The following is a 26,477-nucleotide window of genomic DNA, read 5'->3' as shown; positions in this document are numbered from 1 at the left end:
AATCACCAAACGGCAAGGCTGGCCGCGACTGAAACGATTAAATTTTGATGACGCAAGTCAGCTTTGCATATTTGCGACAGGTCGATACCAATTCAAAACGGACCGCTTGTTTCTCCGTCAAGAGGACCGTGGCCGGTCATCACCATCATCGATTACTCGCCAGGCAGCCCCGTCCATATCGTCATACTGCCCGGATCGAACCGACCAGAGGAAGGCGAAAAGCCCGAGCGCGCCCAGAAACAGTGCGACGGGAATGAGATAGATCAGCATATTCATGCCAGTTGCGCCCCCTCGCCCGCAAATCCTGTTTCCACCGCGTTCCGCGCACGGATGGTTTCAGCTGCACCGGCAAGGCGCAATGCATTGGCAACGACGATCAGCGACGATGTCGACATGGCGATGGCGGCGATCATCGGCGTCGCATAACCGGCGATCGCAATCGGTACGGCGATGATGTTGTAGCCGATGGCAAGCGCAAAGTTCTGTCGGATGAGCCTTCCGGCCCGCTGCGACGTCTCGATCGCAAAAGGAACGGCATCGAGATCCTCCTGCATGAACACGAAATCGGCGGCCTGCCGGCCAATATCGGCGGCGGTGGCGGGCGCCATCGAAACATGCGCAGCGGCGAGCGCCGGCGCGTCGTTGATACCATCCCCCACCATCAGCAGCCTGCGCCCCTCGTCGGCAAGCTCGGCGCAACGAGCCGCCTTGTCCTTCGGCGACAGGTCGGCACGCCAGTTGCCGATCCCTAGCCGCTGCGCCATCGCGCTGACGGCGGCGGGCCGGTCACCCGAAACGATTTCCTGCACAAGACCCCGCACTGAGAGATGATGCAAAGCCGCAACCGCACCAACCCGCGGATTATCCTCGAAACCGAAGCTCGCCAGTTGATGGCTATCGAGCGACAGCACCACTTCCGACCGCGCATCGCCATCATCGAGCCTTGCCTCATCCGGGCAGGCAAAACGGCGATTGCCGAGCCGGTAGATGCCGGATTCCGTCTCGGCCTCCACACCCGAGCCCGGAATCTCCCGCACCACCTCATAGGCCGGCAGGGCACCGTTATAGGCGGCATGCAGGGCTTTCGAGAGAGGATGACGCGAATGGGCGGCAAGTCCCGCCGCAATTGCCATGGTGGCCGGCTTAACATCACCTGTGTTGACGAGTCTCGGTTTACCAACGGTAAGAGTGCCGGTTTTGTCGAATAGTACGGTGTCGATTTCGGCCAGCCGCTCCATAGCAGAACCTTCCTTGACCATGATACCGTGCCGAAAGAGCCTTCCAGCGGCCACCACCTGCACGACGGGAACGGCAAGGCCGAGCGCACAGGGGCAGGTGATGATGAGAACCGCGATGGCAATCAGCATCGCCTGTTTCCAGTCCCCGCCCAAAATGCCCCAGCCGAAAAACGTCACCAGCGCAAGAAGATGCACCACGGGCGAATAATAGCTTGCGGCGCGATCGGCGATACGGCGGTAACGCGCCCGCCCTCCTTCGGCCGCCTCCATCAACCCGATCACTTCCGACAGGAAGGAATCCCTGGCCGAGGCGGTCACCCTGGCGGTGAGCGAACCGGTGAGGTTGAGCGTGCCTGCCTGCAGGCTGTCGCCTGCCGCAACGCGGCGCGGTGCACTTTCACCATTAACGATGGACATATCGAGATCGCTGCTGCCGGAGACGACGATCGCGTCCACAGCCACACGATCACCCGCCGCAATCGCAATCGACATTCCGGGTTGGACATCGGCAAGCTGGCGATATTCCCGCGTTCCATCCACACTGACGACGGTCGCGCCCCGCGGTGAGAGACGGGCCAGTCCGGCAATGGCCGAGCGAGCCTTGTCGCGCATGATATGGTCGAGCGTGCGGCCGATCAGCAGGAAAAACAGCAGCGATACGGTCGCATCGAACCAGGCGTGCTCTCCGTGATGGATCGTCTCCCACAGCGAAACGGCATAAGAGAGCGTGATGGCGAGCGCGATCGGCACATCCATATTGGTGCGGCCGTGTTTCAGCGCGTTCCAGGCAGATTGATAGAAGAAACGTCCGCCATAGATCAGCGCCGGTGCGGCGATCATCGCCGAAATCCAGTGAAACATGTCGCGTGTCGCAGCGTCCGCACCCGACCAGACGGACACAGACAGCAGCATGATATTGGCGGAGGCAAAGCCGCACAGCGCCACCGCCCTTATCAGCTGCGAACGCACGGCGTCCGAAGCATCCTGCCCGCTGGCGAAAAGATGTGTGCGGTATCCTGTCGACAGAATTGCACGGGCAATCTCGGCGGGATCGGTCCTGACGCCATTGACCTCTTCCTTCCACACAACCGCCACACGTTTAGACGACAGGTTTACCCGCGCGTGTTCCACCTGCGGCAGACGGTTAAGCGCGGTTTCGATGGTTGTGATGCAGGCGCCGCAATAAACATCCGGCACGCTGAGGTCGGTCTGGCGCAGCCCCTGCCCCAGATCACGGCTCGCCAGCAGCAATTCCTCCGACGATGGTGGATTGACGGGCTCGCCGAGTTGAAGCGAGCCTTCCGTTCCCGGTGCACAGCAGCTCATTGGCGCCCCCTGATAACGGCGATCCGCGTGCCCTCATGCACGATGATCCGGCCGTCCTTGACGGCAGTAACCTCGACGATCCATTGCCCCGGCAGCATGTCATGTGCGCCGGTAAAGACGCCGGTGGTGGCCGGGATCAATTCCATCTCGAAATTCTGGCTCTCTCCCACAGGCCGACGAAAATGCGCCGTCACCGTATCCGTATCGACGGGGCCTTTATCGGGATGGAAAACCTCGTAGCGCACGGTCTTCTCATCCACCACGAGCCTGCCCTTGATGCCGGTTGCAGCCCGTGCCTTGGCGGCTTCCGCCTTGGCGTTGAACTGCTGGCTGGCCACATAGGTGTTGGGCACCACGAGCCCGCTCCAGCTATGGACCGCATTCCAGGCCATGATCATGTTCACGGTGATGACGGTGCCGAAGAATAGCACCATGACACCCAGCATGTGCCAGCCGGTGAACGTAAATCCGGAAGCGCGTTGATCGTTCATTGTCATTTTTTCACTCCCGGAGCATTAAAGACCGCATCGTAACGGGCCGTTTCGTGGCCGGCCGTATCGCTGACGATGAATTCGAAGTTTTCCGCCGCTCGCGCGACATCCTCGCCCGGCAGGGTGACGAAGACTTTGAGGGTTGTTGCCTCGTCCGGTTCGACCGTCACCTCGAAGGCCCGGGCGGCATTGTCGGCCATGCCGTTGATTTTCATCACCGCGTTCGGAAGGCCATCGATAGTCAGGCTCATGATGCGCGGCTGCGGCACCATGTTGAGGATGCGCACGGTATAGCCGTTACGGATCGAACCGTTCGATTCCAGCACATATTGCGGATTGCGGTCATGCAGGACATTGAGCGCGAGCCGCTCACGCGTCACCAGCGCAAACAGCATGCCGATGCCAACGGCAGCCCAGATGGCCGTATAAAGCAGAGTGCGCGGACGGAAGATGATACGCCAGTTGAAGTGGCGCACACGATTGCTGAAACTGCCATCCTCCTTGCGCACGTTGGCGGGCCGGATCGCGTGCTGGCCATTGCCGGTCGCCAGCGCCATGTTGGATTGGTATTCGGCAAGCGTCGCATAAGCAATCAGCCCACGCGGCTTGCCGATCTTGTCCATCACCCCGTCACAGGCATCGATGCAGAGCGCGCAGGTGATGCATTCAAGCTGCTGCCCGTCCCTGATGTCAATGCCCATGGGACAGACCGCGACACAGGCATTGCAATCGACGCAATCGCCGATGCTCTCCCCTGATGCCGCAGCCTTCTTGGCGTGCCGCGAGCGCGGTTCGCCGCGCCAGTCATTATAGGTGACGACAAGCGAATTCTCGTCCAGCATCGCCGCCTGAATGCGCGGCCAGGGACACATATAGGTGCAGACCTGTTCCCGCATCAGCCCGCCGAAGACATAAGTGGTGGCGGTAAGGATGGCGACTGTCGAGTAGGCGATCATCGGCGCCTGGCCGGTGACGAATTCCCTGGCCAGCGTCGGCGCATCGGCAAAATAAAAAATCCAGGCGCCGCCGGTCAGAACGCCGATCACCAGCCAGATCGCATGTTTCAGCACACGCTTGCGCAATTTTCCAAATGTGAAGGGCGCCGCATCCAGTTTCATGCGGGCATTCCTGTCGCCCTCAATCGCGCGTTCCACCACCAGAAACAGATCAACCCAGACGGTCTGCGGACAGGTGTAACCGCACCATGCGCGCCCGACGGCGGATGTGACGAGAAACAGCCCCAGCCCCGCCATGACCAGCAGGCCCGCAACGAAAAAGAATTCCTGCGGCCAGATTTCGATGAAGAAGAAATAAAAGCGCCGGTTGGCGATATCGATCAAGACGGCCTGATCCGGCGCATAGGGCCCGCGGTCCCAGCGCAGGAAAGGCGTCAGATAATAGATGCCGAGCGTGATCAGCATCACCAGCCATTTGAACCGCCGGAACCGGCCCTCCGCGCGCTTGGGGAAAATCTTCTTGCGCGCTTCATAAAGCGGTTTGCGCGTCTTTGCGGAATTGACAGCCTCCGCCTCCAGCCTTTCAACCGGCTGTTGCGGGCGATCCTGTCCGGCGCGATAGATGTTCATGAGAGGAGTCCATTTTTATCTCCTTGCTTTCTCCCACCTCCCCGGTGAAACATCCTTGACTTGCATCAAGTGATGACAAAGTGGCGCAGGGAGGATAGCGCCGCAGAGGGAGGATGAAATGCCCGTTATGCAGTCGAGAATCATTCACCTGTCAGTCGAAAAGCCGTGGGCCCAGGTCTATGGTTTTACCTCTGACCCGCAGAACATGCCACGCTGGGCGGCAGGTCTTGGCGGCGGGCTGAAGCCGGATGGCAATGACTGGATCGCTGATGGCGGACCGCTTGGCGAGGTGCGCGTGAATTTCGCGCCCGCCAACGAGTTCGGCGTCATAGATCATGTCGTCACATTGCCTGACGGGCTGAAGGTCTATAACGCGCTTCGGGTAACGCCGAATGGCAGCGGCGCGGAAGTGAGCTTCACGCTGCTTCGGCTTGACGGCATGACGGACGAGGATTTCGAGCAGGACGCGCGCACGATCACGGCCGATCTCGAAACACTGAAAGCCCTGCTTGAGGCGGATTGACGGAGTAAATGATGACAGAAAATACCAATGACCGGCGCATCGATTATGTCGAATTCAACGTCTCCGACATCGAGCGAGCCAAGGAATTTTACGGGGGCGCTTTCGGTTGGACCTTCAAGGATTACGGTCCGCAATATTGCGAGTTTTCCGACGGCCGTCTGACGGGCGGCTTCACCACCACGGCTCCGGTTTCGGCCAAGGGCGGACCGCTCGTCATTCTCTACGCCGCCGATATCGAGGATGTGCAGCGGCGTGTCGAAGCCGCCGGCGGCCAGATCAGCGTCGCGACCTTCGCTTTTCCCGGCGGCCGGCGTTTCCATTTCACCGATCCGGACGGGTATGAACTGGCCGTCTGGTCGAAAAACTGATCGGTAGGAATCCGCCATGACTTTGACAACGCCGCCTTTTTCGTTGGTCGGTATCGATCACATCGTCTTCATCGTCGACGACATGACGCGGGCGCTCGATTTTTACCGGAACGTGCTGGGGTGTACTGATGGTTACTCTTACCCTGATCTCGGGATGGAACAGGTCTGGTGCGGAAATGCCTTGATCGTGCTGTGGGATGTCACGCATCCCGGTGGCACAAAGGCTGCTCCGCCCGTCGCCGGAGGACGGAATGTCGATCACATCTGCATCGCGACCGGTCCTCTGAACCATGATGCGCTTCGCGCACATCTGGCGAAATTTAACGTCACGATCGAACAGGAAGCCTTTCATGGCGGCGCGCGGGGGATGGGGCACTCGTTCTACTTCCGTGATCCCTTCGGCAACAAGATCGAGTTGAAGGGACCCGCCGAATATCCGGATGGACGGGCCGAAAACACCTGATCGGAAAAATAAAAAGGGCGCCTCAGCGGCGCCCTTCCTTACATTGCGATTGCTTCACTCGCCGCCACCCAGCGAGTGCACGAAGATGGCCAGCTGCTTGACCGTCGTATCGCCAAGGCGTTCGCCCCAGGCAGGCATCACCCCATGTTTCGGCGAACGGATCTGCGCAACGATACCTTCTTCCCCATGCGCCTTCAGCCAGATCGCATCGGCCAGATTGGGCGCGCCGAACTCGCGGTTGCCCTTTGCGTCTTCGCCGTGGCACGAGGCGCAATTATCGGCAAAGAGCTGCTTGCCGGGTTCGACAAGCGCCGGATTGGAAGGCGTTCCCGTCAGACTGGTGACATAGGCCGCAACCTCGCGGATTTCATCCGATTTCAGAATGTCGCCGAAAGCCGGCATTTCCGATATACGGGTGTCAGGATCATCGGCAAAACGGATGCCGTGCTTCACCGTCGTGTAGATGTCGTCGACGCTGCCGCCCCACATCCAGTCGTCGTCATTGAGGTTCGGATAACCCTGCCCGCCTTCGGCACCCGAACCGTGACACTGGATGCAATTGACCTTGAAAGCGGCTGCACCGCCGGAAAGGGCAAATTGCCTCAGCGTCGGGTCTGCCTGGATGTCCGCAAGCGATGAACTGGCGATCTTGTCCACAAAAGCGCTCTGCGACTGTTTTGCAGCGGCCAAATCGGCAGCGATCTCGCCGCGGCTGTTCCAGCCGAGGACGCCCTGCGTCGCGCCTGAGATCAGCGGCCATGCCGGATAGGCAATGGTGTAGCCGATAGCCCAGAGGATCGTGAAGTAGAAGGTCCATACCCACCACCGCGGCATGGGGTTGTTCAGCTCACGGATACCGTCCCACTCATGGCCGGTGGTTTCGACGCCGCTGATTTTATCGATGTGTTTTTCGGACATGTTCAGTCCTCCCTGAGCGGAATGCTGGCCGCATCGTCCGCGGCCCTTTTCGAACCGGGGCGAAGCGTGAAGATGACGACGCCGGCAAAAAACAGGGTCATGGCAAGCAGACCCCAGCTATCGGCGAAGTGGCGCATGGCTGTGTAGGTTTCCATCGTTTCGCCTCCTCACCGATATCCGGCAGCATCGTCATAGGTCGAGAAATCGACCAGCGTGCCGAGCATCTGCAGATAGGCGACCAGAGCATCCATTTCGGTAAGCTTTGCGGGATCGCCATCGAAATCGCCGACCTTCGCCTTCGGGTAGCGCATCAGAAGCTCGCTCGTATCGGCATTCGGGTCAGCCTGCGCCTTCATGTCGGCGCCCGCCTTTTCGATCATCTCGTCGCTATAGGGCACGCCGACCGCGCGGTTTGCCTTCAGCTCCATGTCGACATCCGTCACCTTGAGTGCCGTCGTCTTCAGAAAAGCGTAGGACGGCATGATCGATTCCGGCACCACCGAGCGTGGATCGGCGAGATGCTGCACATGCCACTCGTTCGAATAACGGTCGCCGACGCGCGCGAGGTCCGGCCCGGTGCGCTTGGAGCCCCACTGGAACGGATGGTCGTACATGGATTCTGCCGCCAGGCTGTAATGCCCGTAGCGCTCCACCTCGTCGCGGAACGGACGGATCATCTGGCTGTGGCAGACATAACATCCCTCGCGGATGTAGATGTTGCGCCCGGCCAGTTCCAGCGGCGTGTAGGGCCGCATGCCTTCCACCTTCTCAATGGTGTTTTCGAGATAGAAGAGCGGTGCGATTTCCACGATACCGCCGATCGAAACCACAAGCAGCGAGCCGACCAGAAGCAGGGTGGCGTTACGTTCGATGACGCCGTGTTTGTCGAGTATGGACATCGGCCTCTCCTATTCAGCAGGCTGCAGCGAAGGAGCCGCGCCCTTGCTGGCGCCCTCCTCGCGTTGATGACCGAGGATGGTCATGGTGACGTTGTAGGCCATGATCAGCGCGCCGCTGAGGAACATCAGGCCGCCCAATGCGCGCATCACGTAGTAGGGGAACAGCGCTGCGACCGATTCCGCGAAGGAATAGACGAGGAAGCCCTGGGTATCGTATTCGCGCCACATCAGCGCCTGCTGGATGCCGGCCACCCACATGACGGCGGCGTAGATGACGATGCCGATCGTGGCGAGCCAGAAATGCCAGTTGACGAGTTGCAGGCTGTAGAGACGCTCCCTGCCCCACAGTTTCGGCGTCAGGTAATAGATCGCGCCGAAGGTGATCATGCCGTTCCAGCCAAGCGCACCCGAATGCACATGGCCGATGGTCCAGTCGGTATAATGGCTGAGCGAATTGACGGCCTTGATCGACATCATCGGCCCTTCGAAGGTCGCCATGCCGTAGAAGGCAACCGCCATCACCATCATGCGCACGATGGGATCGGTGCGGATCTTGTCCCAGGCGCCCGAAAGCGTCATCAGACCGTTGATCATGCCACCCCATGAGGGCATCCACAGCATGATCGAGAACACCATGCCCAGCGTCTGCGCCCAGTCCGGCAACGCCGTATAATGCAGGTGGTGCGGGCCGGCCCAGATATACATGAAGATCAGCGCCCAGAAGTGGATGATCGACAGGCGGTAGGAATAGACCGGGCGGTTCACCTGCTTGGGAATGAAATAATACATCATGCCGAGGAAGCCGGCGGTCAGGAAGAAGCCGACGGCGTTATGGCCGTACCACCATTGCGTCAGCGCATCCTGCACGCCCGAAAAGGCCGAATAGCTCTTCACCCCGAGGAACGACACGGGTATCGCCAGATTATTGACGATATGTAGCATGGCAATCGTCACGATGAAGCTGAGGTAGAACCAGTTGGCCACATAGATATGCGGCTCCTTGCGCTTCAGGATGGTGCCGAGGAACGCCAGGAGATAGGCGACCCAGACGATGGTCAGCCAGATATCGACGTACCATTCCGGCTCCGCATATTCGCGCCCTTGCGTAATGCCGAGCAGATAGCCCGTGGCGGCCATGACGATGAAGAGGTTGTAGCCCCAAAACACGAACCAGCCGAGATCACCGCCGAACAGGCGCGCGCGACAGGTTCTCTGCACCACATAAAATGAGGTGGCGATCAGCGCATTTCCCCCGAAAGCGAAGATCACCGCCGAGGTGTGCAGCGGCCGCATGCGACCAAAATTGAAATAGGGGGCGATGTTGAGATCGGGAAAGGCAAGCTGCAACGCGACGACGACCCCAACCAGAAAACCGACGACGCCCCAAAAGACGGTGGCGATCACACCGTATTTCACCACCTCGTCAAAATATTCCGAATTGCGGCGGGCGCGCACGGCCGGATCGACAGGCGCAAAGGAGACACGGCGCAAAAGAAGCACCGTACTGACCAGCAGTGTAAAAAACAGCACCCACATATGGGCGGCGAAAAGACTGTCATGGGCAAAGGCTGCCCCGAGCAACGCGAGAAAGGCCCCCAGGGCCACAATCGCGGTTTCTAACGTGTAATTCATTGTTGGTTTCCCCCAACGTGCAAGCCGACCGACGAAAGGCACGGCACGCGCCTGGGAGAGCGGAAACGCGCCTTTGCGTCGGTTGGAGCATTGCCACCGGGAGTGGAAGGTCACCTTGATCCAGATCAAGAAAGCGAAGCTGTCGCAGCCCGGTAAAACAGGGCGCGGTTTCATGAAACGAATTGCGAACAATAAAAACGCCGGGCCTTGTCGCAGCGGTTTCGGTCAGCGTCTAAATCCATCGATCCGCGCCGCCAAGCCACTGGATTTCCATCGAGACTTCGCGCTAATCCTGATATCGTCGTTGGAAATGATCTGTCTTGGCGTATGAACTCTGGCGGGGATCACGGTGCGGCATGGGTAACAAGGGGCGGGATATTCTCGCAGGGCTTTCCGTCGCCGGGTTGATGTTGCCGGAGGCGATCGCTTATTCCGGCATTGCCGGTGTTCCACCACAGCACGCTCTCTATGCAGCCATGGCAGGCTGTCTCGTTTATGCCCTTCTCGGCCAGAGCCGTTTCGCCATCATCTCGCCCACCTCATCATCCGCCGCAATCCTTGCGGCGATGCTGACCGCACTTGTGCCGCAGCCCGGCCAAAAAATGCTGCTGGTCGCGGTCGCGGTGTTTCTTGTCGGGCTCCTGTTCCTTGCCGCCGGCGCATTGCGGCTGGGTGCTCTGTCGAGCATCATTTCGAGACCCGTGCTGCGTGGCTTCGCCTTCGGACTGGCAATCCTCATTTCCCTCAAACAGTTCCCCGCTATCTTCGGCATGCCGAATGCGGGACCGGGAACATTCGAGGCGATCTGGCAAATCTTGACCAACCCAGGCCAATGGAACGGTTTCAGCCTGGCGATCGGCATCGCCGCCCTTGTCCTTCTGCTTTTCGCAAGACGTTATCCGCAGCTTCCGGGAAGCCTTATCATCATTGCCCTCGCAATCTCCCTTTCGGTGGTATTCGATTGGCAGCAACGCGGCGTCGATGTTGTCGGCACCATCGATCTGTCCGGCATCTGGGGAAACTTCACCGCGATTTCGTTTGACGAACTGGCGCATGTGGCACGTTTCGCCCCGCCGCTTGTGCTGATCCTGTTTGCAGAATCCTGGGGAACGATAAGAGGCCTGTCGCTACGGCACGGGGAAACCGTGGATGCCAATCGCGAACTGAAAACGCTCGGCTTTGCGAATGTCGCAAGTGCCGCCTTGCAGGGCATGCCCGTCGGGGCCGGATTTTCCGCCGGTGCTGCAAGCGAAGCCGCCAATCCGCGCACCAGACTGGCCTCGGCCATCGCGGCAATCGGACTGGCTGGCTTCACTTTTGTCGCGGCCGACTGGTTTGCCTTCATCCCGCATGCAGCCCTTTCTGCCATCATCATCGTCGCCCTGCTCCATGCCCTTGATCCGTCTCCGTTTATCAGGCTGTGGCGGCTGCGGCAGGACCTTCCACTTGCCCTGACGGCGACCGCCGGCGTGCTGTTCCTTGGTGTGCTGAATGGAATGCTGGCCGCAATCGTGCTGTCTTTCGCCGTGTTTCTGCGGAGACTTTCATCCCCGCGCATCGTGATGCTTGGCCGCCTTGGCGACACCCATGACTTCGTTGAGGTTAGCAGGCACCCGGATGCTACCGCGCCGGCAGGCACGCTCGTCCTTCGCCCCGCGCAACCGCTGTTCTTTGGAAATGCCGAGCCGACATTTGCGGAAATCACCCGCCGCATCCTCGCGAGATCGGACATAAAGGCCGTCATTATCAGCCTCGAAGAAATATTCGAACTCGATACGACAGCGCTTGACGCGCTGCTGGAATTCGACGCCAACCTGCGCGGTCGCAACATCGGGATTTTCTATGCCCGAATGCATGATGCCGTGCGCGACGTTGTCGCCGCCGGTGGTGGAGACGATCTCTTGCGTCGGGCAAACTACAGCGTTGACGACGCCGTCGCCGCGATGGACGGCTTCAAGGAGGAAAAATGACGCACGTTTATGAGCCCCGCCTGTCTCGTATCGCCATCGATAAACTGCGACCGACACAAATCGCCGTGGGCTTCCGTGAGGTCGAGCTGAAAAGAAAAGAGTGGCGTGAAACAAGGAAAAAAGACGGAGACGGTTTCCTGGGGAGCCACATCGTTCCGGTCGTCGCCGGTCCCAAAGACAGGATTTATCTCATCGATCACCACCATCTCGTTCTTGCACTCTCAAAGGAAGGCGTGGAACATGTGCTGACAAGCGTCGTCGCGAGGTTTTCCCACCTCGGCAAGGATGAGTTCTGGTCGGTAATGGACCATCGCAACATGATCTACCCCTTTGATGCACATGGTCTGCGGCGGCAACCCGCCGACATCCCGAAAAACGTAAACGATCTCGAGGACGATCCTTTTCGATCGCTTGCCGGGGCCCTGCGCATGGCCGGAGGGTATGCGAAAGTGATTATTCCCTTCTCCGAATTTGGCTGGGCCGATTTTCTGAGACGTCGAATCAATCATGATCTCCTCGTCGACTCCTTTGACGAAGCACTGGCCGAAGCGATGAAACTGGCGAAATCACGGGAGGCTCGGCATCTTCCGGGCTGGTGTGGGGTTGAGGAATGAATGTTTTATCCCGCATTTTGAGGCTTTGGGCCCGCCTGCCGGCTCTTTACCTGGCCCTTTGCCTGTTTTCCTCCCCCTCCGCCGTCCTCGCTCAGACCGCAACACCCGCAACTCCGACTGATCAGACCACCGAACAGAAAGTCGATCAGCTCCTCAACCTCATGGGGCAGGATGATGTTCGCACCCTTCTGGCGCAGCGGCTATCTGATACGTCGGATATAGCCGCACCTGATGAAAGCAACATAAGCGCGCTCGACCAGTGGGCAAGCAAGCGGCGCGAACATCTGGCACGACTGGCGGGTGATGCCCCGGCAATATCAGGTGAATTGTCGAAGGCGGGCGGAACGCTCGTCAATGAAATCGAGACCTATGGCGCTTTGCGTTTCCTTTCCCATGTCGCACTGCTTTTCGGCGTGGGTATCGCAGCCGGCATCGCGACCTACCGGATCACCGCCGCTCGCGCCGCGCGCGCTCTGCCCGGCAATGTCGCCGAATTTGCTCTCGCGACCGCCTCGAGACGTCTGCTGCCGGCGATGGGATATGGCCTTTCGGCAATGATCATGTTCTTCACCATCCCATGGTCGCCACTCTTGAGCGCGGTTCTGCTTCCCTGGCTTGTGGTCAGCATCGGCCTTCCGCTCGTGAAAGCGGTCGTTGACCTGTTGAAACGGGTCATCAATGACGGCCAAAATTCGCGGCGCAAATTCTGGCTCTCACGCTCTTTCGATCTCCTGACCTTTACGGTGGTGTGCTGGGCCGTGCTTCGTACGCTTGCGAGCCTTGGAGCGATGGCTGCCGTGGTCAAACTCATCTCCTATGCGATGATCGCCGCGCTCTTCGCCCTAGGCGTCTATTTTGTCTGGCGCCAGCCGCAAGCGGACGCGAATACCGAACGCCGACGATCGCTGGACGTAGCTTTGACCTTTTACCTGTTCATCCTGTTTGCCTTGTGGATCGCGGGAACCGGCGTATTTTTCTGGCTGGGATTTTTTGCGCTGGTCCTTCCCGGTGCCGTGGGTACTCTGGGAATAGCAGCGCGAAAAACCGCGACCGCCATCGGGGGCTATTCCGAGACGGATTTCCGCCCCGTTCTGGCGCAACGCAGCGTCAGGCTGCTGGTGCTGGGCGCCGCTGTCATATGGCTCCTGTTCCTCATTCGAAACCATCCCGGCGCGCTTCCGGGCGGGTCGACCGTGAGCGCGATGTTCACCGGCCTCCTGCATGGCATCCTGGTCCTGCTTTTTGCAGACCTCTTCTGGGTGGCGATCAAGACAGTCATTGCGCGCAGGCTGGAGATGAATGCTCCGGCGACGGGAGAGCACGGCGTGTCGGCCTCGGACGACAGGCTGCAGACGATCCTTCCGATCCTGCGCAACATGCTGGGGATCGTAATTGGAGCCGTCAGTGTCATGACGGTTCTGTCGGAGCTTGGGGTCAACATAGGGCCCCTGCTAGCCTCCGCCGGGATTTTCGGGATCGCCATCGGCTTCGGTTCGCAAACGCTGGTGAAGGACATCATCAGCGGTGTCTTCTACATGATCGATGACGCTTTCCGGGTCGGTGAATATATTCAGAGTGGTTCCTACAAGGGAACCGTGGAGTCCTTCAGCATTCGCTCGGTGAAACTGCGTCACCACCGCGGCCCCATCTACACGGTGCCTTTCGGATCGCTCGGCGCCGTCGAAAATATGAGCCGCGACTGGTCGATCGACAAGTTTCTGGTGACCGTTGCCTTCGATACCGACCTTGCAAAAGTGAAATCGATTACCCGCGAGATTGGCAGGGAATTGAAGGAGGATCCGGAATTCGGGCCGCTTCTCATCGAGACGGTCAAGCTCAAGGGTGTCGAACAGTTCGGGGAATACGGCATGACACTTGGTTTCGGCATGATGGTAAAACCGAGTGGTCAGCAATCGGTCATCCGTCGAAAGGCCTATTCAATGCTGAAGGATGCCTTTGAGAAGAACGGCATCGAATTCGCGACGATGAACGGCACCTCTCCCGGAAAGGCAAAATCAGGGTCGCAACCACCCGAGGAACCGCCGCCTGAAATGACCGAAAGCTTTCGGCCCTGATGCGTCACAGAAGAGCGACCGAGGTTAGCTCAGGACCATTTCAGCCCTTCATCTTCAGCGGCAACCCTGCCGCAACGAAATAAACCTCACTGGCAATGGCCGCAATTCGCTGGTGCAGGCGGCCGGCGTGATCGCGGAACTCGCGTGCCATGCGGTTTTCCGGCACGATGCCGAGGCCGACCTCGTTGGAGACGAGGATCAGCCTTGCCCGAGACGATGCAACCACTGTCTCCAGTCCCGTAAAGGCCGCTTCCATATCGGCGTTTTCCATCATCAGATTGGTGAGCCATAATGTCAGACAATCGATAAGTATGATGTTCTCCGGGTCATCGAGCCGCAGCAGAACGGCAGCGATATCGACAGGGGCTTCATGGGTGGTCCATTCAACGCCGCGCCGTTCCTGATGGTGGCTGATACGGTCGCGCATCTCGTCATCCCAAGCCCGGCCGGTGGCGATGTAATGCAGGTGCCCGCCAGCCTTGCCCGCAAGTTCCTCGGCAAAACGCGATTTGCCGGAGCGCGCGCCGCCAAGAATGAAAACGGAGCGGTTTTTATCTGTCATGGGAAACCTGAAAGGAAAGAATGAAGCGGACCGGCATCTTTGCGGTGTCGCAAGCCAGAGACATACGGTCATGAAGGGAACGATTCGTAGAAAAAGGCGTCCCCCGGTTGTTCATGCCGGACTGCCGCTGATACCGCACCGGAGAAACAAGACCTGCCTGCAGGATGCGGGACATCAAAAGCCCTGGTTACCCCGGATGCCGGAAACACCGGTCCTGATGAAAGGCTAGGGGCGAAAGGCCATCCTGTCAATCGGCGGGCGTCCGCGCCGGAATATCACACGGAACCGGTACGCAAAACCTGACCCGGAACCGGCAGACCTGTCGTCCGCGACAGGATTGATAAAGCGACTTGGTTACCGGAAAGTTAGCAAAAAACCGATTGATGAAACGGCGAGGTCAAAAGAGAATTCTGGTGACGGCCATCGCCGCCATTGCCTTGCCATAGCCTTCAAATCAATATGCTTTCGAAGATTCGTGGAAAAGCAAGGTAGCCTGCCCGTGATGACCATCATGGACTATATCTCGATCGTCGTTTTCATCCTGTTGTGGGCTGCCTATACGCATGTCACGACAGGGAGAACGCTTTTTTCGAGAACCAGCCTCAATCAGGCCATGGCCGGGCGCCGTCGCGATTGGATCATGAATTCGCTGAAGCGCGACCTGAAGATGATCGACACGCAGATCATGGCCGGCCTGCAGAACGGGACCGCCTTTTTCGCCTCCACCTCCATCTTCGCCATCGGCGGATGTTTTGCCCTTCTGGGCGCGACCGAACAGGTCGAATCGGTGTTTCGGGACATGCCCTTCGTGCATTATGCCGGGCGCACGGCCTTCGAACTGAAGGTCATCGGGCTCACCTGCCTGTTCGGTTATTCCTTCTTCAAATTCGGCTGGTCCTATCGCCTGTTCAACTATTGCACCATCCTGTTCGGCGCCATTCCCATGGTCCACGATGTCGGAGCGGATCGCGAAGCGGCCGAGCGTGCGGCCGAAAACGTCATAAAGATGAACATCATCGCTGCTAAGAACTTTAATGACGGCCTGCGGACGATCTTTCTGTCCATCGGTTATCTCGGCTGGTTCATCAGCCCCTATGTCTTCATCGCCAGCACCGTCATCATCATCGTCGCTCTGTTGCGCCGCCAGTTCTTTTCAGAAGCCCGCCGCGCCATCATGGAAGAAAACCGGCCTTGAAATAGCCGCACTTAAAAGGCCAAGCCCACGCATCATTTCAAGCGAACCCAAGTGAATGTCGGCCCCTCGAAAAGCGGAAAACATGGACACAGACGCAGACGCAAATGTAAACCGCCGCAAAGGCCGCATAGGCGGGCTGGACACCCTCAGGGGGCTCGCGCTCCTTGCCATGGCGTCCTACCATTTCACATGGAATCTGGAATATTTCGGCTATCTTGAACCCGGCACGGCAACCACGGGTCTCTGGAAGCTCTATGCGCGCGGCATCGCCAGTTCGTTTCTGTTTCTTGCCGGCTTCAGCCTGTTTCTCGCCCATGGCAAGGGGCTGAACCGGCCGTCCTTCGGCAAGCGTTTTGCAATGGTGGCCGGTTCGGCCCTGCTCATCACCGTCGCCACCTATTTCGCCTTCCCGGACAGTTTCATCTTCTTCGGCATCTTGCACAATATCGCTGCCGCAAGCCTCGTCGGACTGCTGTTCCTGCGGGCACCCGCGCCCGTGACGCTGCTGTTCGCGATCATTGCGTTTATCCTGCCGCAATATCTGCAATCCGATCTTTTCAACGCAAAATGGCTGGCCTGGATCGGCTTTTCCACCATGCCGCCGCGCTCGAATGATTACGTGCCGCTGCTGCCCTGGCTCGCACCCTTCCTCGGCGGCCTTGCGGTTTCCCAATTCGTCACGCCACGCGGCTGGCTGGACCGTTTTCGCAATCCAAGCTCACCGCGCAATCTGGTTGCCAGTGCCGGCCGCCATAGCCTCGCCTTCTACCTCATCCACCAACCGGTGCTGATCGGCCTCGTTTATGCACTCTCCCTCATCGCCCCGCCTCCGCCGGTTGATCAGGTCGAACTTTACAAATCGAGCTGTGAAAAAAGCTGCGTCGAGCAGGCTAACGGGGTGGAACTGTGCCAGCGTTTCTGCGGCTGCACACTGGAGAAACTACAAGCGGAAAGCCTGTTTGACATCATGATGGAAGGCAAGCTGACCGCGGATCAGCAGACGCAGGTCAGCGACGTGGCACAGCAGTGTACGGTTGAGGCGCAGTAAAGGGCTGATGGGGCCGACGTATTCGAGCGGTCCCATTCGCACTCGGCGTCATCCTCGGGCTTGACCCGAAGATCTGTCCAGGCTTCCCCAAAATTTAACGGTAGCAGATCCTCGGGACAAGCCCGAGGATGACGGAGGAGAAATATTAATTCTTAGCCGATGACGCAGCGCTGATAACGCCCGAAATTTCGCTCAAGTCCCTACGCCGATTTCGGCAAGCCGCGTCAGACAGGCTTCTTCGACATTGTCGAGTTCCGCCAGCGTCTCTTCGATGTCCTTGCGTTTCTGCCGAAGCTCGGCGCGCTTTTCATCGACCTTCTTCATCAGCATCACCAGCTGACCCGATTCGCCCGGCGGTTCCTTGTAGACGTGAATGATCTCGCGAATTTCGGAAATCGTGAAACCGATACGGCGACCGCGCAGGATTTCCTGGATCAAACGGCGGTCCGCAGCCCTGAAAAGCCGTGTGCGACCGCGACGTTCAGGGTGAATCAGCCCCTCGTCCTCGTAAAATCGCAGGGTGCGGGTGGAAACACCGAATTCGCGTGTCAGTTCGGTTATGCTATAATACTTGTCCAAGGGCCTATCCGATTCATAACCGGAAGATATTATTTGACCTTCACGTAAAAGTCAATTTTTGCCCATCTCCGCTATCCGGAAATACCGTACCACCAGGTCGCGATCCCCAGAAAGGCGAAAAAGCCGACAATATCCGTCACCGCCGTCACGAAGACAGCGGAGGAAACGGCGGGGTCCGCGCCGAACTTGTCGAGAACCAGCGGAATAAGAATGCCGGCAAGCGCCGCTGCCAGCATGTTGAGACACATGGCCGTGGCGATGATGCCGCCGATATGGATATCCTGAAACCAGACACCGGCGACAATACCGATGGCACAGCCGAACAGCATGCCGTTCAAGATACCCACACCAGCCTCGCGCCTGATAATGCGGGCGGCATTGTGAATATCGAGGCTTTTGGTGGCAAGCGCCCGAACCGAAACGGTCATGGTCTGCGAGCCGGCATTGCCGCCCATGCCGGCAACCGCCGGCATCAGGATTGCCAGCGCGACAATCTGCTGGATGGTAGCATCGAACAAGCTGATGACCGAAGCGGAGAGGAAGGCGGTAATAAGATTGACGGCAAGCCATGGCACACGCGAGCGCGACGTACTGGCGATACTATCCGACAGTTCTTCGTCGCCCACGCCGCCCAGACGAAGCAAGTCCTCCTCCGCCTCTTCCTGAATGACGTCGACCACGTCATCGATGGTGAGAACGCCGACCAGCCGGCCATTATTATCGACCACGGCGGCGGAGAGAAGGTCATATTGCTCGAAAAGCTGCGCCGCCTCTTCCTGGTCCATCTCGGCCGGAATGGAGTGGTTGGTCTCGTGCATGATCGTTTCGATCTTCACTTGACGCTTGGCGCGCAGCACCTTGTCGAGATCAAGCGCCCCGACAAGCTTGAAGGTCGGGTCGATGACGAAAATCTGCGTGAAGGAATCGGGCAGTTCCTCCTCTTCACGCAGGTAGTCGATGGTCTGTCCCACGGTCCAGAACGGCGGCACGGCGACGAATTCCGTCTGCATGCGGCGGCCGGCTGAGCTCTCCGGATAATCCAATGCCCGCATCAGCCGCACGCGTTCGGTAAACGGCAGTTGCGAGAGAATATCCTCGCGGTCCTCGTCATCGAGGTCTTCGAGAATGTAGACCGCGTCGTCCGAATCGAGCTCGCCGATACCGGCGGCGATCTGCTCGTTTGACATCTGGTCGACGATATCGAGACGGATGCCCTCATCCACCTCCGTCAGCGCCGTCATGTCGAAATCGGAACCCAGCAGTCTGACGAGAGCGTGGCGCTGCTCGGGCAGGATGGATTCGAGGACATCACCGAGTTCGGATTCGTGCAGCCGCGCGACGTTCTTGCGCAGGAAAAGCAGGTCGCGGTCAGCGATTGCCGCACCCACCATCGTCAGAAAGTCGGAGCGCACAGAACCGTCTTCTGCGTAGATATCGGAGAGCGCTTCCGTGGGTTTCACGTCTTCGGGCGCGACAGGATCGTCGTCACGGTCTGTCATCTGGCGTCCCCTTGTATTCAAATGCCGCAGTGCACGGATGCGCAGGCAGAATGGCGTTAAAAGGTATATTGTCAACAACCGGATAGCGGCAAATGAACAAGCTTTCCGACTGCGGCGAAAAATCCATTCAACATTCCTCTTTCTGTTGTCCGCGGGGTTTCAGCCCGTGGCCATAAGCATGTTTAGCCAATCTTTGCGGCTTGCTTTGCGACAACGCCCGCCCCCTTTACGACGTTCCCTTTTCAAGTGTCGCACAGGCCATATTGGTTTTACTGCAATGCACAATTAAGACATTGACAGGCGATGTGGATCAGCGCTTTTGAAGTTGATTTTGACAAACGGCAAACGCCGGCAGGCGGGCGCAAGAAGACACATCCCGGGAATCATGACCATGAGCAAGACGGATTTCATCGGCAAGGCATCCTCCGCCGCAGGAGGCTGGGGCGCACTCAAAAGCGTCGGTAAACGCCTGCTGGAATCCGGTGCGCCAATTTCCGGCGCACGCACACTGTTAAAGACCAACCAGCCAGACGGATTCGACTGCCCGGGCTGCGCCTGGGGCGACCCCGAACACGGTTCCTCCTTCGAGTTTTGCGAAAACGGCGTCAAGGCGGTGTCATGGGAAGCGACCGAGGCCCGGGTGCCACCGGATTTCTTTGCCCGCCACACCGTCTGCGAACTGCGGGGCTGGTCCGATTATGATCTGGAAAAACAGGGCCGCCTTACCCATCCGATGCGGTATGACCAGGCGAGCGACAAATATCTGCCCGTCTCCTGGGACGATGCCTTTGCCGAGATCGGCCGCATCCTCAAGAGCCTCGACAGCCCCGACCGGGCGGAATTCTACACATCCGGCCGCGCCTCCAACGAGGCCGCCTTCCTCTATCAGTTGATGGTGCGGCTATATGGCACCAATAATTTCCCCGATTGCTCCAACATGTGCCACGAAGCAAGCGGCGTCGGCCTGAAGGAATCGATCGGCGTCGGCAAGGGCACGGTGCTGCTCGAGGATTTCGAACAGACCGACGCCATTTTTGTCATCGGGCAAAATCCCGGCACCAACCACCCCCGCATGCTGGGCGACTTGCGCCGCGCCGCCCTCCGCGGTGCTCGTATCGCCGTCTTTAATCCCATCCGGGAAAAGGGTCTGGAGCGTTTCGCCGACCCGCAGGACAAGATCGAAATGATCACCGGCAGCAGCACGAAGATCGCCACCAACTATTACCAGCCGCGTCAGGGCGGTGACATGGCGGCGGTGCGCGGCATGAGCAAGGCGATCTTTGCCGCCGATGATGCCGCAAGGGCGGCGGGCGAGCCCGCCATCATCGACTACGACTTCCTTGCCGAACATGCGGCCGAATTCGAGGCCTATCGCGCCGCCGTCGATGCGACGAGCTGGGAGAGCATCCTCGACCAGTCCGGCCTGACCCGCGCGGAAATAGAGGAAGCCGCCGACATCTACATGGATGCCGGTTCCGTCATCGCCACCTGGGCCATGGGCGTCACCCAGCACCGGCACTCGGTCCTGATCGTTCGCGAGATCACCAATTTCATGCTGCTGCGGGGCAATGTCGGCCGTCCCGGCGCTGGCCTCTGCCCGGTGCGCGGCCATTCCAACGTGCAGGGCGACCGCACCGTCGGCATCGACGAGAAAGCACCGCCGGCACTTCTTGATGCACTGGAAAAAGAGCTTGGGGTTCCCATGCCGCGCAAGCCCGGCCACAATACCGTTGAGGCCGTGGCCGCCATGCTGGATGGCAGGGCGCAGAGCTTCATCGCGCTCGGTGGAAACTTCATGCGGGCAACGCCCGACAGCCCGCTGATCGTCAAGGCGTTCGAAAAACAGAGGCTCACCGTTAACATCGCCACCAAGCTCAACCACTCGCATCTGGTGCCGGGCGAAACCTCCTTCGTGTTGCCCTGCCTCGGCCGAACGGAAATCGACCGCAATTCTGCCGGTCGCTCGCAGATCGTCACCGTCGAGGATTCCATGAGCATGGTGCATGGCTCCGGCGGTATCAATCCGCCGGCATCGGATATGCTTCGTTCGGAAGTCGCCATCATCGCTGGCATTGCCGAAGCGACGCTCGGCAATATCAATGTGAACTGGAAGGCGCTCGCCGATGATTACGACCTCATCCGCGACATGATCGAACGGGTCATTCCGGGTTTCGACAATTTCAACGAGCGCGTCCGCATTCCCCGCGGTTTTCATCTGCGCAACGCGGCCGCCGAACGGCAGTGGAACACGCCGGCGAAAAAGGCCACCTTCTATAGCGGCCCCCTGCCTGAAAAGACCGAGCACCAGCAGGCGCTGACCCGCGACAATCTCTTCGTCCTGCAAACCTTCCGCAGCCATGATCAATACAACACAACGATCTACGGCATGGATGACCGCTATCGCGGTGTCTATGGCGAGCGCCAGGTCATTTTCATGAACCCACAGGATATGGAGGCGCTTGGCGCCCATTCCCGCCAGCGTGTCGATGTCATCGGCGAATATGGCGACGGGGTGGAGCGCATCGCCAGGAACTTCCGTCTGGTGCCCTATAATATCCCGCGCGGCAGCGTCGGCGGTTATTATCCGGAACTGAACGTGCTGGTGCCTCTGGCGAGCCACGGCGAAGGCAGCTTCACGCCGACATCGAAATCGGTGTTGGTTTCCGTCCGCTTGCTCGCCGATGCCCGATGAAACGGATGCCCCGTGAGCGAGATGTCGCCTGATGGATGAAGAACGATCCGCAGCGGCATTTCTGGCGGCTGTGGGAAAACTCCAGCAAGCCTCCCCAGCGCTGACAGCGACGGGAGCCGCAATCCTTCTTGCGATCCATCAGGACATTGCAACCGATAGCCGCAGCATCGCCAACCGGCTGGGGCTTGCGCATGCCCTCGTTCTGCGCGAAATCACAAGCCTGTCGCCCCGCTTCCTGCGGGAGACGAAACGAGACGCCCGGACCCAGCGCACCTTTCTGGAGGTCAGCGCTGAAGGACGGGCGCTTGCCGCCCCATGCTTGCGCATTTGAAACGAAGGAGCATTCCTTGGCAATCAGGCCGATCCTGCCCTACCCCCATGCTGGTCTTTCCGAGATCTGCGGGCCGGTTACGGCTTTTGACGACCATCTGCGGCAACTGGTCACTGATCTGGTCGACACGATGCGCGCCGCTCCGGGCGTCGGCATCACAGCGGCCCATATTGGTGTGCTACAACGCGTCTTCGTGCTCGAGTTGACGCCGGGCACCGTCCTGACCTACATCAATCCCGAAATCATCAGCCATTCCCCTCAAACCATGCGGCATGTTGAAGGCAGCGTGTCGATGCCGGGCTTCACCGACGAGGTGGAGCGGCCTTCTACGGTCGAGGTAAGGTTTCAGGACATAAATGGCGCGGAACACGCGGAAACCGCCCAAGGATTCCACGCCATCTGCATCCAGCACGAGATCGACCAGCTTGACGGTATTTTTTGGCTTAAGCGCCTCTCCAAGCTCAAGCGCGACCGGTTGGTGAAGAAGTGGGAAAAATCCCGAAAACCGTGACGGTCAGCCAGTTATCGACAGCGCAAATTCCGCATTGCCCTTCAGCGTGTTGCTGACGGTACAGATATCCTCCGCCATATGAGCGATTGCGTCGCGGGCCGCGTCATCGAAAGCGCCTGTTATCTCGATGCTTATATCGAAACGGAGAATACGATAGGGCTCGTCTGCGGATTTTTCCCCTGAAACGTCGACGGCGACACCTTCGAAGCGATCAAGCACTCCCAACCGGCTTGCCGCAATCCGGGCGCTCAGCGCAAGGCAAGCTGCAAGCGACGAATAAAGAAGATCGATCGGGTTGAAGCCGGGCTCCGATACACCTGTCACGATCTCCAGAGAACCGCCGGTCACCGACGAAACCGTCGGCCGGCCAAGCCGCCCGACTTTGGCCTTGGCGCCCACCGGTCTCAGCTTCACTTTTGCACCATCCACCATCAAGAGAATCCAAATTTAATCGCGCGCAACCAACCGTATGGAACAAAAAACCGTTTGGCGCTTTTTATTCACACGACGGTGAACGACCGTTGAACCTTTATTTTACAGGGAGCTGGGACATATGGTTACATCTACGCTCGTCAGCATTCTCATCACCTTCCTGGTGATCGTGCTTGTCTTGTGGCTCATCGCGCGACTGCCGGTCGGCGGCGGTGCAAAACAGATCGCCCAGGTGATTGTCATCATAATCGGTATTATTTCGCTACTGAAATATCTCGCCGTTTTCTGATGTCCCGGCGGAGCGAAACGAAAAAGGCGGCGAAAGCCGCCTTTTTTATGCGCAGTGGTCGCCGACCTTGTCGCTACTGGCGAGGCTCGAACTGAAAAGCCTTCTTGACGGTGATGTCCCGGACGCTGCCGATGCCGAGAAACGGCGTATTATCAGCGTCAAAAATCGCCCTGCCCTTCGCCACGATCCAACGGCTCGAACCATCAGGCAGATGAACCTTGTAACGCTGGTCGAAAAAGACGCCTGTCGTAATGCTCTCAAAAATCGCCTGCGCCACCTGGTCACGCATTTCGAAATCGATTCTCTCCAGAATCTCCTCGATCGTCACGCCGCGTGACGCAACCTCTTGGGAAAAGCCATGACATTCCGCCGTGACCGCATCCATGATCAGCCGGTTATCGGAAATGCTCCACATGTAGTAGCCAAGCGCATTGTCTGAATCCGTTTTGTCTCCCAGCACGAAAACCCCCAGACATTTTTTCCTGACAAAAGCTAACATCAGACCTCTGATATTCCACCCCTTGTTTTATTAGGGTCGAACAGCAAGCCACCAGAGCGTGCATTGATATCCACCGAAATTTATTCGCGGTTTGATACGCATGCTCGTTCGGCGGACCGATAAATGTCGACGAGATATCGCAAAGCCGGAAACCTGCTCCTACATAATCCAGCGAAGAAATTTCAAAGGAGGCCAATATGCGACAATCCACTCTCGCTCTCGGAATGCTGATCGTGACAGTCGCTCTCACGGGATGCCAAACGTGGGAGAGCCCATATCGCGGAAGTCAATGGCGGATGGATCAGGTCATGGACGGCGATCCTTATCGCGTCGGCGATGGCAACCATCAGGGAAACGGGACAGCATCGAATATTATCCGACGCTAGCGCGCAACGAGCCGTGATGGCGGCAATCCCATGATTTGCCGCCCCAAAACTCAAGTATACAGCTGTGGAGAAAATCACATCGGCGTGACCGGAGAATTGCCCATTTCGGTCCAACGAGCCTGTCGGCGTCCAGAACGCCAAGAGCTAAGCAATTGGCTAAAAAGAAAAAACCCGCCGAAGCGGGTTTCTTTGGTGCGGTCGAGAAGACTCGAACTTCCACGGGTTGCCCCACAGCGACCTCAACGCTGCGCGTCTACCAATTCCGCCACGACCGCATCGTGGTAGGCGTCGACTTGCGCCGACGGGGGTGCATGTAGCAAAAGGATTTTGGGTGCACAAGAGCGTCGTGACAGTTTTTTGAAATTAAAAATCGCACTGCACCATCCTATATGCAGGAAGCCCGGAAATGCTGGGGTTGCGGCCTTCTCGCCATTTTGCGAGAAGGCTGTGGAAAGGACTTTTTCATGCTCACACGCACCGATATCGAGACAAATATGTTCCCCGCTGCTGGTTCGCCGCCCGTTCGCTGGCGAATCTCGGAAGGTCTCGTCCCTTATGGGCAGGCTATAGAAGAGATGGAGCGTGAGGTTGCCGCTATTGCCAACGGCGGAGCCGACGAACTCGTCTGGCTTCTGGAGCATCCGCCGCTTTATACTGCGGGCACCAGTGCTGATGTCGCCGATCTCATCGAGCCGGACCGTTTTCCCGTTTTCGCCACGGGGCGCGGCGGTGAATACACCTATCATGGTCCCGGACAGCGCGTCGTCTACGTTATGCTCGACCTGAAACGCCGGCGGCAAGATGTCCGCGCTTATGTAGCGGCGCTGGAAGATGTTATCATCCGCACGCTCGACAAGATGAACGTCCGCGGCGAACGGCGCGAGGACCGCGTCGGCGTCTGGGTCAGACGGCCGGAAAAACCTCTCCTGCCGGACGGTAGCATGGCAGAGGACAAGATCGCCGCGCTCGGTATCCGTCTGCGCAAATGGGTGAGCTTTCACGGTCTCTCGATCAACGTGGATCCCGACCTCTCACATTTTTCCGGCATTGTACCCTGCGGCATCAGCGCCTACGGCGTTACCAGCCTTGTCGATCTCGGATTGCCGGTTATGATCGGCGATGTCGACGTTCTGCTGCGCGAGGCCTTTGAGGAGGTATTTGGCGAGGCAGTGACTGAAGGTGCCATTGCGGCACAATCGCTGCCCTGACGGCGTCGTCGGTTCGATAGCCGCGGATGTATCAGCGGCGCTGATAAACGCATGATAAAAAGCAATGTGCGTTGATGCTTCGTCGTTGATATGAAGATCTTGACGCACCGGAAATCCGCCAGGGCACTGGAGACGGGTCGACTGTTTACGTCATCTTTGACCTCTCCTCCCGCCCGAAAGTGCAGTATTCCAAATGACCAGCCGGACCGGTTTCAACGATATCGCCAAGGGCATGGCCATCATGGCGGGTTGCATGCTGGTGCTGCCGGTCATGGATGCAATCGCCAAATACATGGCGGTCAGCGGTGGCATGTCGCCGGCGCAGGTGACCTTTTACCGATTCTTTTTTCAGGTCCTGTGCACCCTGCCGCTGCTGCTGGCCGTGTCACCCGGGGCACTGTTCAAAGCCAAGCGACCGTGGGTGAACTGCCTGCGCGGCGTGCTGCACGCCTCCGCAAGCCTGATGTTCTTCGCTGCCGTCAAATACATGCCGCTGGCCGACGTCTTCGCGATCTATTTCGTGGAACCCTTCATGCTGTCGATGATGTCGGCAGTCTTCCTGGGCGATAAGGTGGGCTGGAAGCGCTGGACGGCGATCGTGGTGGGTTTTGGCGGCGCGCTGATCGTCATCCAGCCGAGTTTCGAGATCTTCGGCTGGACCTCGCTCCTGCCCGTCGCCTGCGCCTTTTTCTATACGCTGTATCTGTTCCTCAACCGTGCAATCGGTAATGCCGACAGCCCGCTTGTCATGCAGACCATGTCCGGCATCGCCGGCACGCTGTTCATGGCGGCCGCACTTTTTGTCGGCGATGCGCTGGGAGACAAGGACTTTGTTGTCTCGCTTCCGCAATCCGCCTTTGCGCTGGTCCTGCTGGTTCTGCTTGGATCGATATCCGGCTACATGCACCTGCTGATCGTCAGGGCCTTCCGGCTGGCGCCGCTGTCCTTGCTGGCGCCATTCCAGTATTTCGAGATCATCTCGGCTACGATCCTCGGTTACGCGCTATTTTCGGATTTCCCCACCCCATCGAAATGGCTCGGCATCCTCATCATTGTCGCATCCGGCCTGTTCATCATCTGGCGCGAGGGCCAGCAGTCCGCTGCCACCCCGCCGCTCAACGGGCAATGACAGCGGCTGAGGAG

The 26,477-nt window shown here is 58.7% G+C and carries 28 protein-coding genes and 1 tRNA gene; 15 read left to right on the top strand and 14 right to left on the bottom strand.

Annotated elements, in window-relative coordinates:
- Window positions 1-117 precede the first annotated feature (117 nt).
- Genes ccoS through ccoG form a run of 4 tightly spaced genes read right to left on the bottom strand, consistent with a single transcriptional unit; the run spans window position 118 to window position 4,641 of the window.
- Complete coding sequence (gene ccoS, locus ACFVTJ_RS05100; protein WP_386905143.1) at window positions 118-276, bottom strand: cbb3-type cytochrome oxidase assembly protein CcoS; 159 nt, start codon at window positions 274-276, stop codon at window positions 118-120.
- Entirely contained in the window at window positions 273-2,564 is a 2,292-nt protein-coding gene (locus ACFVTJ_RS05095; protein ID WP_386905141.1) for a cation-translocating P-type ATPase, read from the bottom strand. The genes ccoS and ACFVTJ_RS05095 overlap by 4 nt, the downstream gene beginning before the upstream one ends.
- Window positions 2,561-3,061, bottom strand: coding sequence for a FixH family protein (locus tag ACFVTJ_RS05090; RefSeq protein ID WP_386905139.1), 501 nt, complete (start codon window positions 3,059-3,061; stop codon window positions 2,561-2,563). Before ACFVTJ_RS05090 ends, ACFVTJ_RS05095 begins: the two co-directional genes overlap by 4 nt.
- Window positions 3,058-4,641: a cytochrome c oxidase accessory protein CcoG gene (ccoG, locus tag ACFVTJ_RS05085; RefSeq protein ID WP_386905137.1), complete on the bottom strand. Its 1,584-nt coding sequence runs from the start codon at window positions 4,639-4,641 to the stop codon at window positions 3,058-3,060. The genes ACFVTJ_RS05090 and ccoG overlap by 4 nt, the downstream gene beginning before the upstream one ends.
- Before the next feature lie 118 nt (window positions 4,642-4,759).
- Here ccoG and ACFVTJ_RS05080 point away from each other — a divergent pair, with 118 nt between their 5' ends.
- The 3 genes from ACFVTJ_RS05080 to ACFVTJ_RS05070 are packed head-to-tail and all read left to right on the top strand — an operon-like array spanning window position 4,760 to window position 5,995.
- The gene (locus ACFVTJ_RS05080) at window positions 4,760-5,164 is read left to right on the top strand and encodes an SRPBCC family protein (RefSeq protein ID WP_386905135.1); all 405 of its coding nucleotides are present in this window, start codon (window positions 4,760-4,762) and stop codon (window positions 5,162-5,164) included.
- 11 nt (window positions 5,165-5,175) lie between these two features.
- Window positions 5,176-5,532, top strand: coding sequence for a VOC family protein (locus ACFVTJ_RS05075; protein ID WP_386905133.1), 357 nt, complete (start codon window positions 5,176-5,178; stop codon window positions 5,530-5,532).
- Between the two features lie 16 nt (window positions 5,533-5,548).
- Window positions 5,549-5,995, top strand: coding sequence for a VOC family protein (locus tag ACFVTJ_RS05070; RefSeq protein WP_386905131.1), 447 nt, complete (start codon window positions 5,549-5,551; stop codon window positions 5,993-5,995).
- A gap of 54 nt (window positions 5,996-6,049) precedes the next feature.
- Here ACFVTJ_RS05070 and ccoP read toward each other — a convergent pair whose 3' ends face one another.
- From ccoP to ccoN, 4 genes are read right to left on the bottom strand one after another with little or no spacing between them, the layout of a single operon-like run.
- On the bottom strand, window positions 6,050-6,913 hold the full coding sequence (gene ccoP / locus ACFVTJ_RS05065; protein ID WP_386905129.1) for a cytochrome-c oxidase, cbb3-type subunit III: 864 nt from the start codon (window positions 6,911-6,913) through the stop codon (window positions 6,050-6,052).
- A gap of 2 nt (window positions 6,914-6,915) precedes the next feature.
- On the bottom strand, window positions 6,916-7,068 hold the full coding sequence (locus ACFVTJ_RS05060) for a CcoQ/FixQ family Cbb3-type cytochrome c oxidase assembly chaperone (protein ID WP_004441852.1): 153 nt from the start codon (window positions 7,066-7,068) through the stop codon (window positions 6,916-6,918).
- A 12-nt stretch (window positions 7,069-7,080) separates the two neighbouring features.
- Window positions 7,081-7,812 carry a cytochrome-c oxidase, cbb3-type subunit II gene (gene ccoO / locus ACFVTJ_RS05055; RefSeq protein ID WP_386905126.1) on the bottom strand — a complete coding sequence of 244 codons (732 nt, stop codon included), beginning with the start codon at window positions 7,810-7,812 and terminating at the stop codon, window positions 7,081-7,083.
- 9 nt (window positions 7,813-7,821) lie between these two features.
- Complete coding sequence (gene ccoN / locus ACFVTJ_RS05050; protein ID WP_386905124.1) at window positions 7,822-9,444, bottom strand: cytochrome-c oxidase, cbb3-type subunit I; 1,623 nt, start codon at window positions 9,442-9,444, stop codon at window positions 7,822-7,824.
- Window positions 9,445-9,559: 115 nt separating this feature from the next.
- Here ccoN and ACFVTJ_RS05045 point away from each other — a divergent pair, with 115 nt between their 5' ends.
- The 4 genes from ACFVTJ_RS05045 to ACFVTJ_RS05030 are packed head-to-tail and all read left to right on the top strand — an operon-like array spanning window position 9,560 to window position 14,103.
- Window positions 9,560-9,775, top strand: coding sequence for a hypothetical protein (locus tag ACFVTJ_RS05045; protein ID WP_386905122.1), 216 nt, complete (start codon window positions 9,560-9,562; stop codon window positions 9,773-9,775).
- A 25-nt stretch (window positions 9,776-9,800) separates the two neighbouring features.
- Window positions 9,801-11,414 (top strand): SulP family inorganic anion transporter, encoded by a 1,614-nt coding sequence (locus ACFVTJ_RS05040; protein WP_386905290.1) that lies wholly within the window; start codon window positions 9,801-9,803, stop codon window positions 11,412-11,414.
- Entirely contained in the window at window positions 11,411-12,028 is a 618-nt protein-coding gene (locus tag ACFVTJ_RS05035) for a ParB-like protein (protein ID WP_386905120.1), read from the top strand. The genes ACFVTJ_RS05040 and ACFVTJ_RS05035 overlap by 4 nt, the downstream gene beginning before the upstream one ends.
- A complete protein-coding gene (locus ACFVTJ_RS05030) occupies window positions 12,025-14,103 on the top strand; it encodes a mechanosensitive ion channel family protein (protein WP_386905119.1) in 2,079 nt (692 codons plus the stop codon). The genes ACFVTJ_RS05035 and ACFVTJ_RS05030 overlap by 4 nt, the downstream gene beginning before the upstream one ends.
- A gap of 40 nt (window positions 14,104-14,143) precedes the next feature.
- On the opposite strand, the gene cobU is transcribed toward ACFVTJ_RS05030, so the two are convergent.
- Window positions 14,144-14,665, bottom strand: coding sequence for a bifunctional adenosylcobinamide kinase/adenosylcobinamide-phosphate guanylyltransferase (cobU, locus tag ACFVTJ_RS05025; RefSeq protein ID WP_386905117.1), 522 nt, complete (start codon window positions 14,663-14,665; stop codon window positions 14,144-14,146).
- A gap of 502 nt (window positions 14,666-15,167) precedes the next feature.
- On the opposite strand from cobU, the gene ACFVTJ_RS05020 reads away from it, so the two are divergent.
- Together ACFVTJ_RS05020 and ACFVTJ_RS05015 are read left to right on the top strand one after the other, a co-directional pair.
- On the top strand, window positions 15,168-15,860 hold the full coding sequence (locus ACFVTJ_RS05020; RefSeq protein WP_386905289.1) for a DUF599 domain-containing protein: 693 nt from the start codon (window positions 15,168-15,170) through the stop codon (window positions 15,858-15,860).
- An 82-nt stretch (window positions 15,861-15,942) separates the two neighbouring features.
- Entirely contained in the window at window positions 15,943-16,908 is a 966-nt protein-coding gene (locus ACFVTJ_RS05015; RefSeq protein ID WP_386905115.1) for a heparan-alpha-glucosaminide N-acetyltransferase, read from the top strand.
- Between the two features lie 192 nt (window positions 16,909-17,100).
- Here the strand turns inward: ACFVTJ_RS05015 and ACFVTJ_RS05010 are convergent, their stop codons facing one another.
- Both ACFVTJ_RS05010 and mgtE read right to left on the bottom strand, forming a co-directional pair.
- On the bottom strand, window positions 17,101-17,487 hold the full coding sequence (locus ACFVTJ_RS05010) for a MerR family DNA-binding transcriptional regulator (RefSeq protein ID WP_386905114.1): 387 nt from the start codon (window positions 17,485-17,487) through the stop codon (window positions 17,101-17,103).
- Between the two features lie 71 nt (window positions 17,488-17,558).
- Entirely contained in the window at window positions 17,559-18,986 is a 1,428-nt protein-coding gene (gene mgtE / locus ACFVTJ_RS05005) for a magnesium transporter (protein WP_386905112.1), read from the bottom strand.
- A gap of 391 nt (window positions 18,987-19,377) precedes the next feature.
- Between mgtE and ACFVTJ_RS05000 the strand changes: the two genes are divergently transcribed.
- From ACFVTJ_RS05000 to ACFVTJ_RS04990, 3 genes are read left to right on the top strand one after another with little or no spacing between them, the layout of a single operon-like run.
- Window positions 19,378-21,678, top strand: coding sequence for an FdhF/YdeP family oxidoreductase (locus tag ACFVTJ_RS05000; RefSeq protein WP_386905110.1), 2,301 nt, complete (start codon window positions 19,378-19,380; stop codon window positions 21,676-21,678).
- 31 nt (window positions 21,679-21,709) lie between these two features.
- The gene (locus ACFVTJ_RS04995; protein WP_386905108.1) at window positions 21,710-22,009 is read left to right on the top strand and encodes a hypothetical protein; all 300 of its coding nucleotides are present in this window, start codon (window positions 21,710-21,712) and stop codon (window positions 22,007-22,009) included.
- 16 nt (window positions 22,010-22,025) lie between these two features.
- Window positions 22,026-22,520 (top strand): peptide deformylase, encoded by a 495-nt coding sequence (locus ACFVTJ_RS04990; RefSeq protein ID WP_386905107.1) that lies wholly within the window; start codon window positions 22,026-22,028, stop codon window positions 22,518-22,520.
- A 3-nt stretch (window positions 22,521-22,523) separates the two neighbouring features.
- On the opposite strand, the gene ACFVTJ_RS04985 is transcribed toward ACFVTJ_RS04990, so the two are convergent.
- Window positions 22,524-22,952, bottom strand: coding sequence for an OsmC family protein (locus ACFVTJ_RS04985; RefSeq protein WP_386905105.1), 429 nt, complete (start codon window positions 22,950-22,952; stop codon window positions 22,524-22,526).
- Between the two features lie 121 nt (window positions 22,953-23,073).
- On the opposite strand from ACFVTJ_RS04985, the gene ACFVTJ_RS04980 reads away from it, so the two are divergent.
- Entirely contained in the window at window positions 23,074-23,241 is a 168-nt protein-coding gene (locus ACFVTJ_RS04980; protein WP_003502827.1) for a Thivi_2564 family membrane protein, read from the top strand.
- Window positions 23,242-23,314: 73 nt separating this feature from the next.
- On the opposite strand, the gene ACFVTJ_RS04975 is transcribed toward ACFVTJ_RS04980, so the two are convergent.
- On the bottom strand, window positions 23,315-23,740 hold the full coding sequence (locus tag ACFVTJ_RS04975) for a PAS domain-containing protein (protein WP_386905102.1): 426 nt from the start codon (window positions 23,738-23,740) through the stop codon (window positions 23,315-23,317).
- Between the two features lie 576 nt (window positions 23,741-24,316).
- Window positions 24,317-24,401 (bottom strand) — tRNA-Leu (locus ACFVTJ_RS04970).
- Between the two features lie 189 nt (window positions 24,402-24,590).
- Between ACFVTJ_RS04970 and lipB the strand changes: the two genes are divergently transcribed.
- Together lipB and ACFVTJ_RS04960 are read left to right on the top strand one after the other, a co-directional pair.
- The gene (gene lipB / locus ACFVTJ_RS04965; RefSeq protein ID WP_386905100.1) at window positions 24,591-25,334 is read left to right on the top strand and encodes a lipoyl(octanoyl) transferase LipB; all 744 of its coding nucleotides are present in this window, start codon (window positions 24,591-24,593) and stop codon (window positions 25,332-25,334) included.
- A gap of 193 nt (window positions 25,335-25,527) precedes the next feature.
- Window positions 25,528-26,463, top strand: coding sequence for a DMT family transporter (locus tag ACFVTJ_RS04960; protein WP_386905098.1), 936 nt, complete (start codon window positions 25,528-25,530; stop codon window positions 26,461-26,463).
- Window positions 26,464-26,477: the final 14 nt, after the last annotated feature.

The organism is Agrobacterium sp. NPDC058088 (assembly GCF_042885035.1).
Lineage (GTDB): Bacteria > Pseudomonadota > Alphaproteobacteria > Rhizobiales > Rhizobiaceae > Agrobacterium.
Note: the sequence above shows the minus strand (reverse complement) of the source record. Positions and strands in the feature narration are given on the sequence as shown.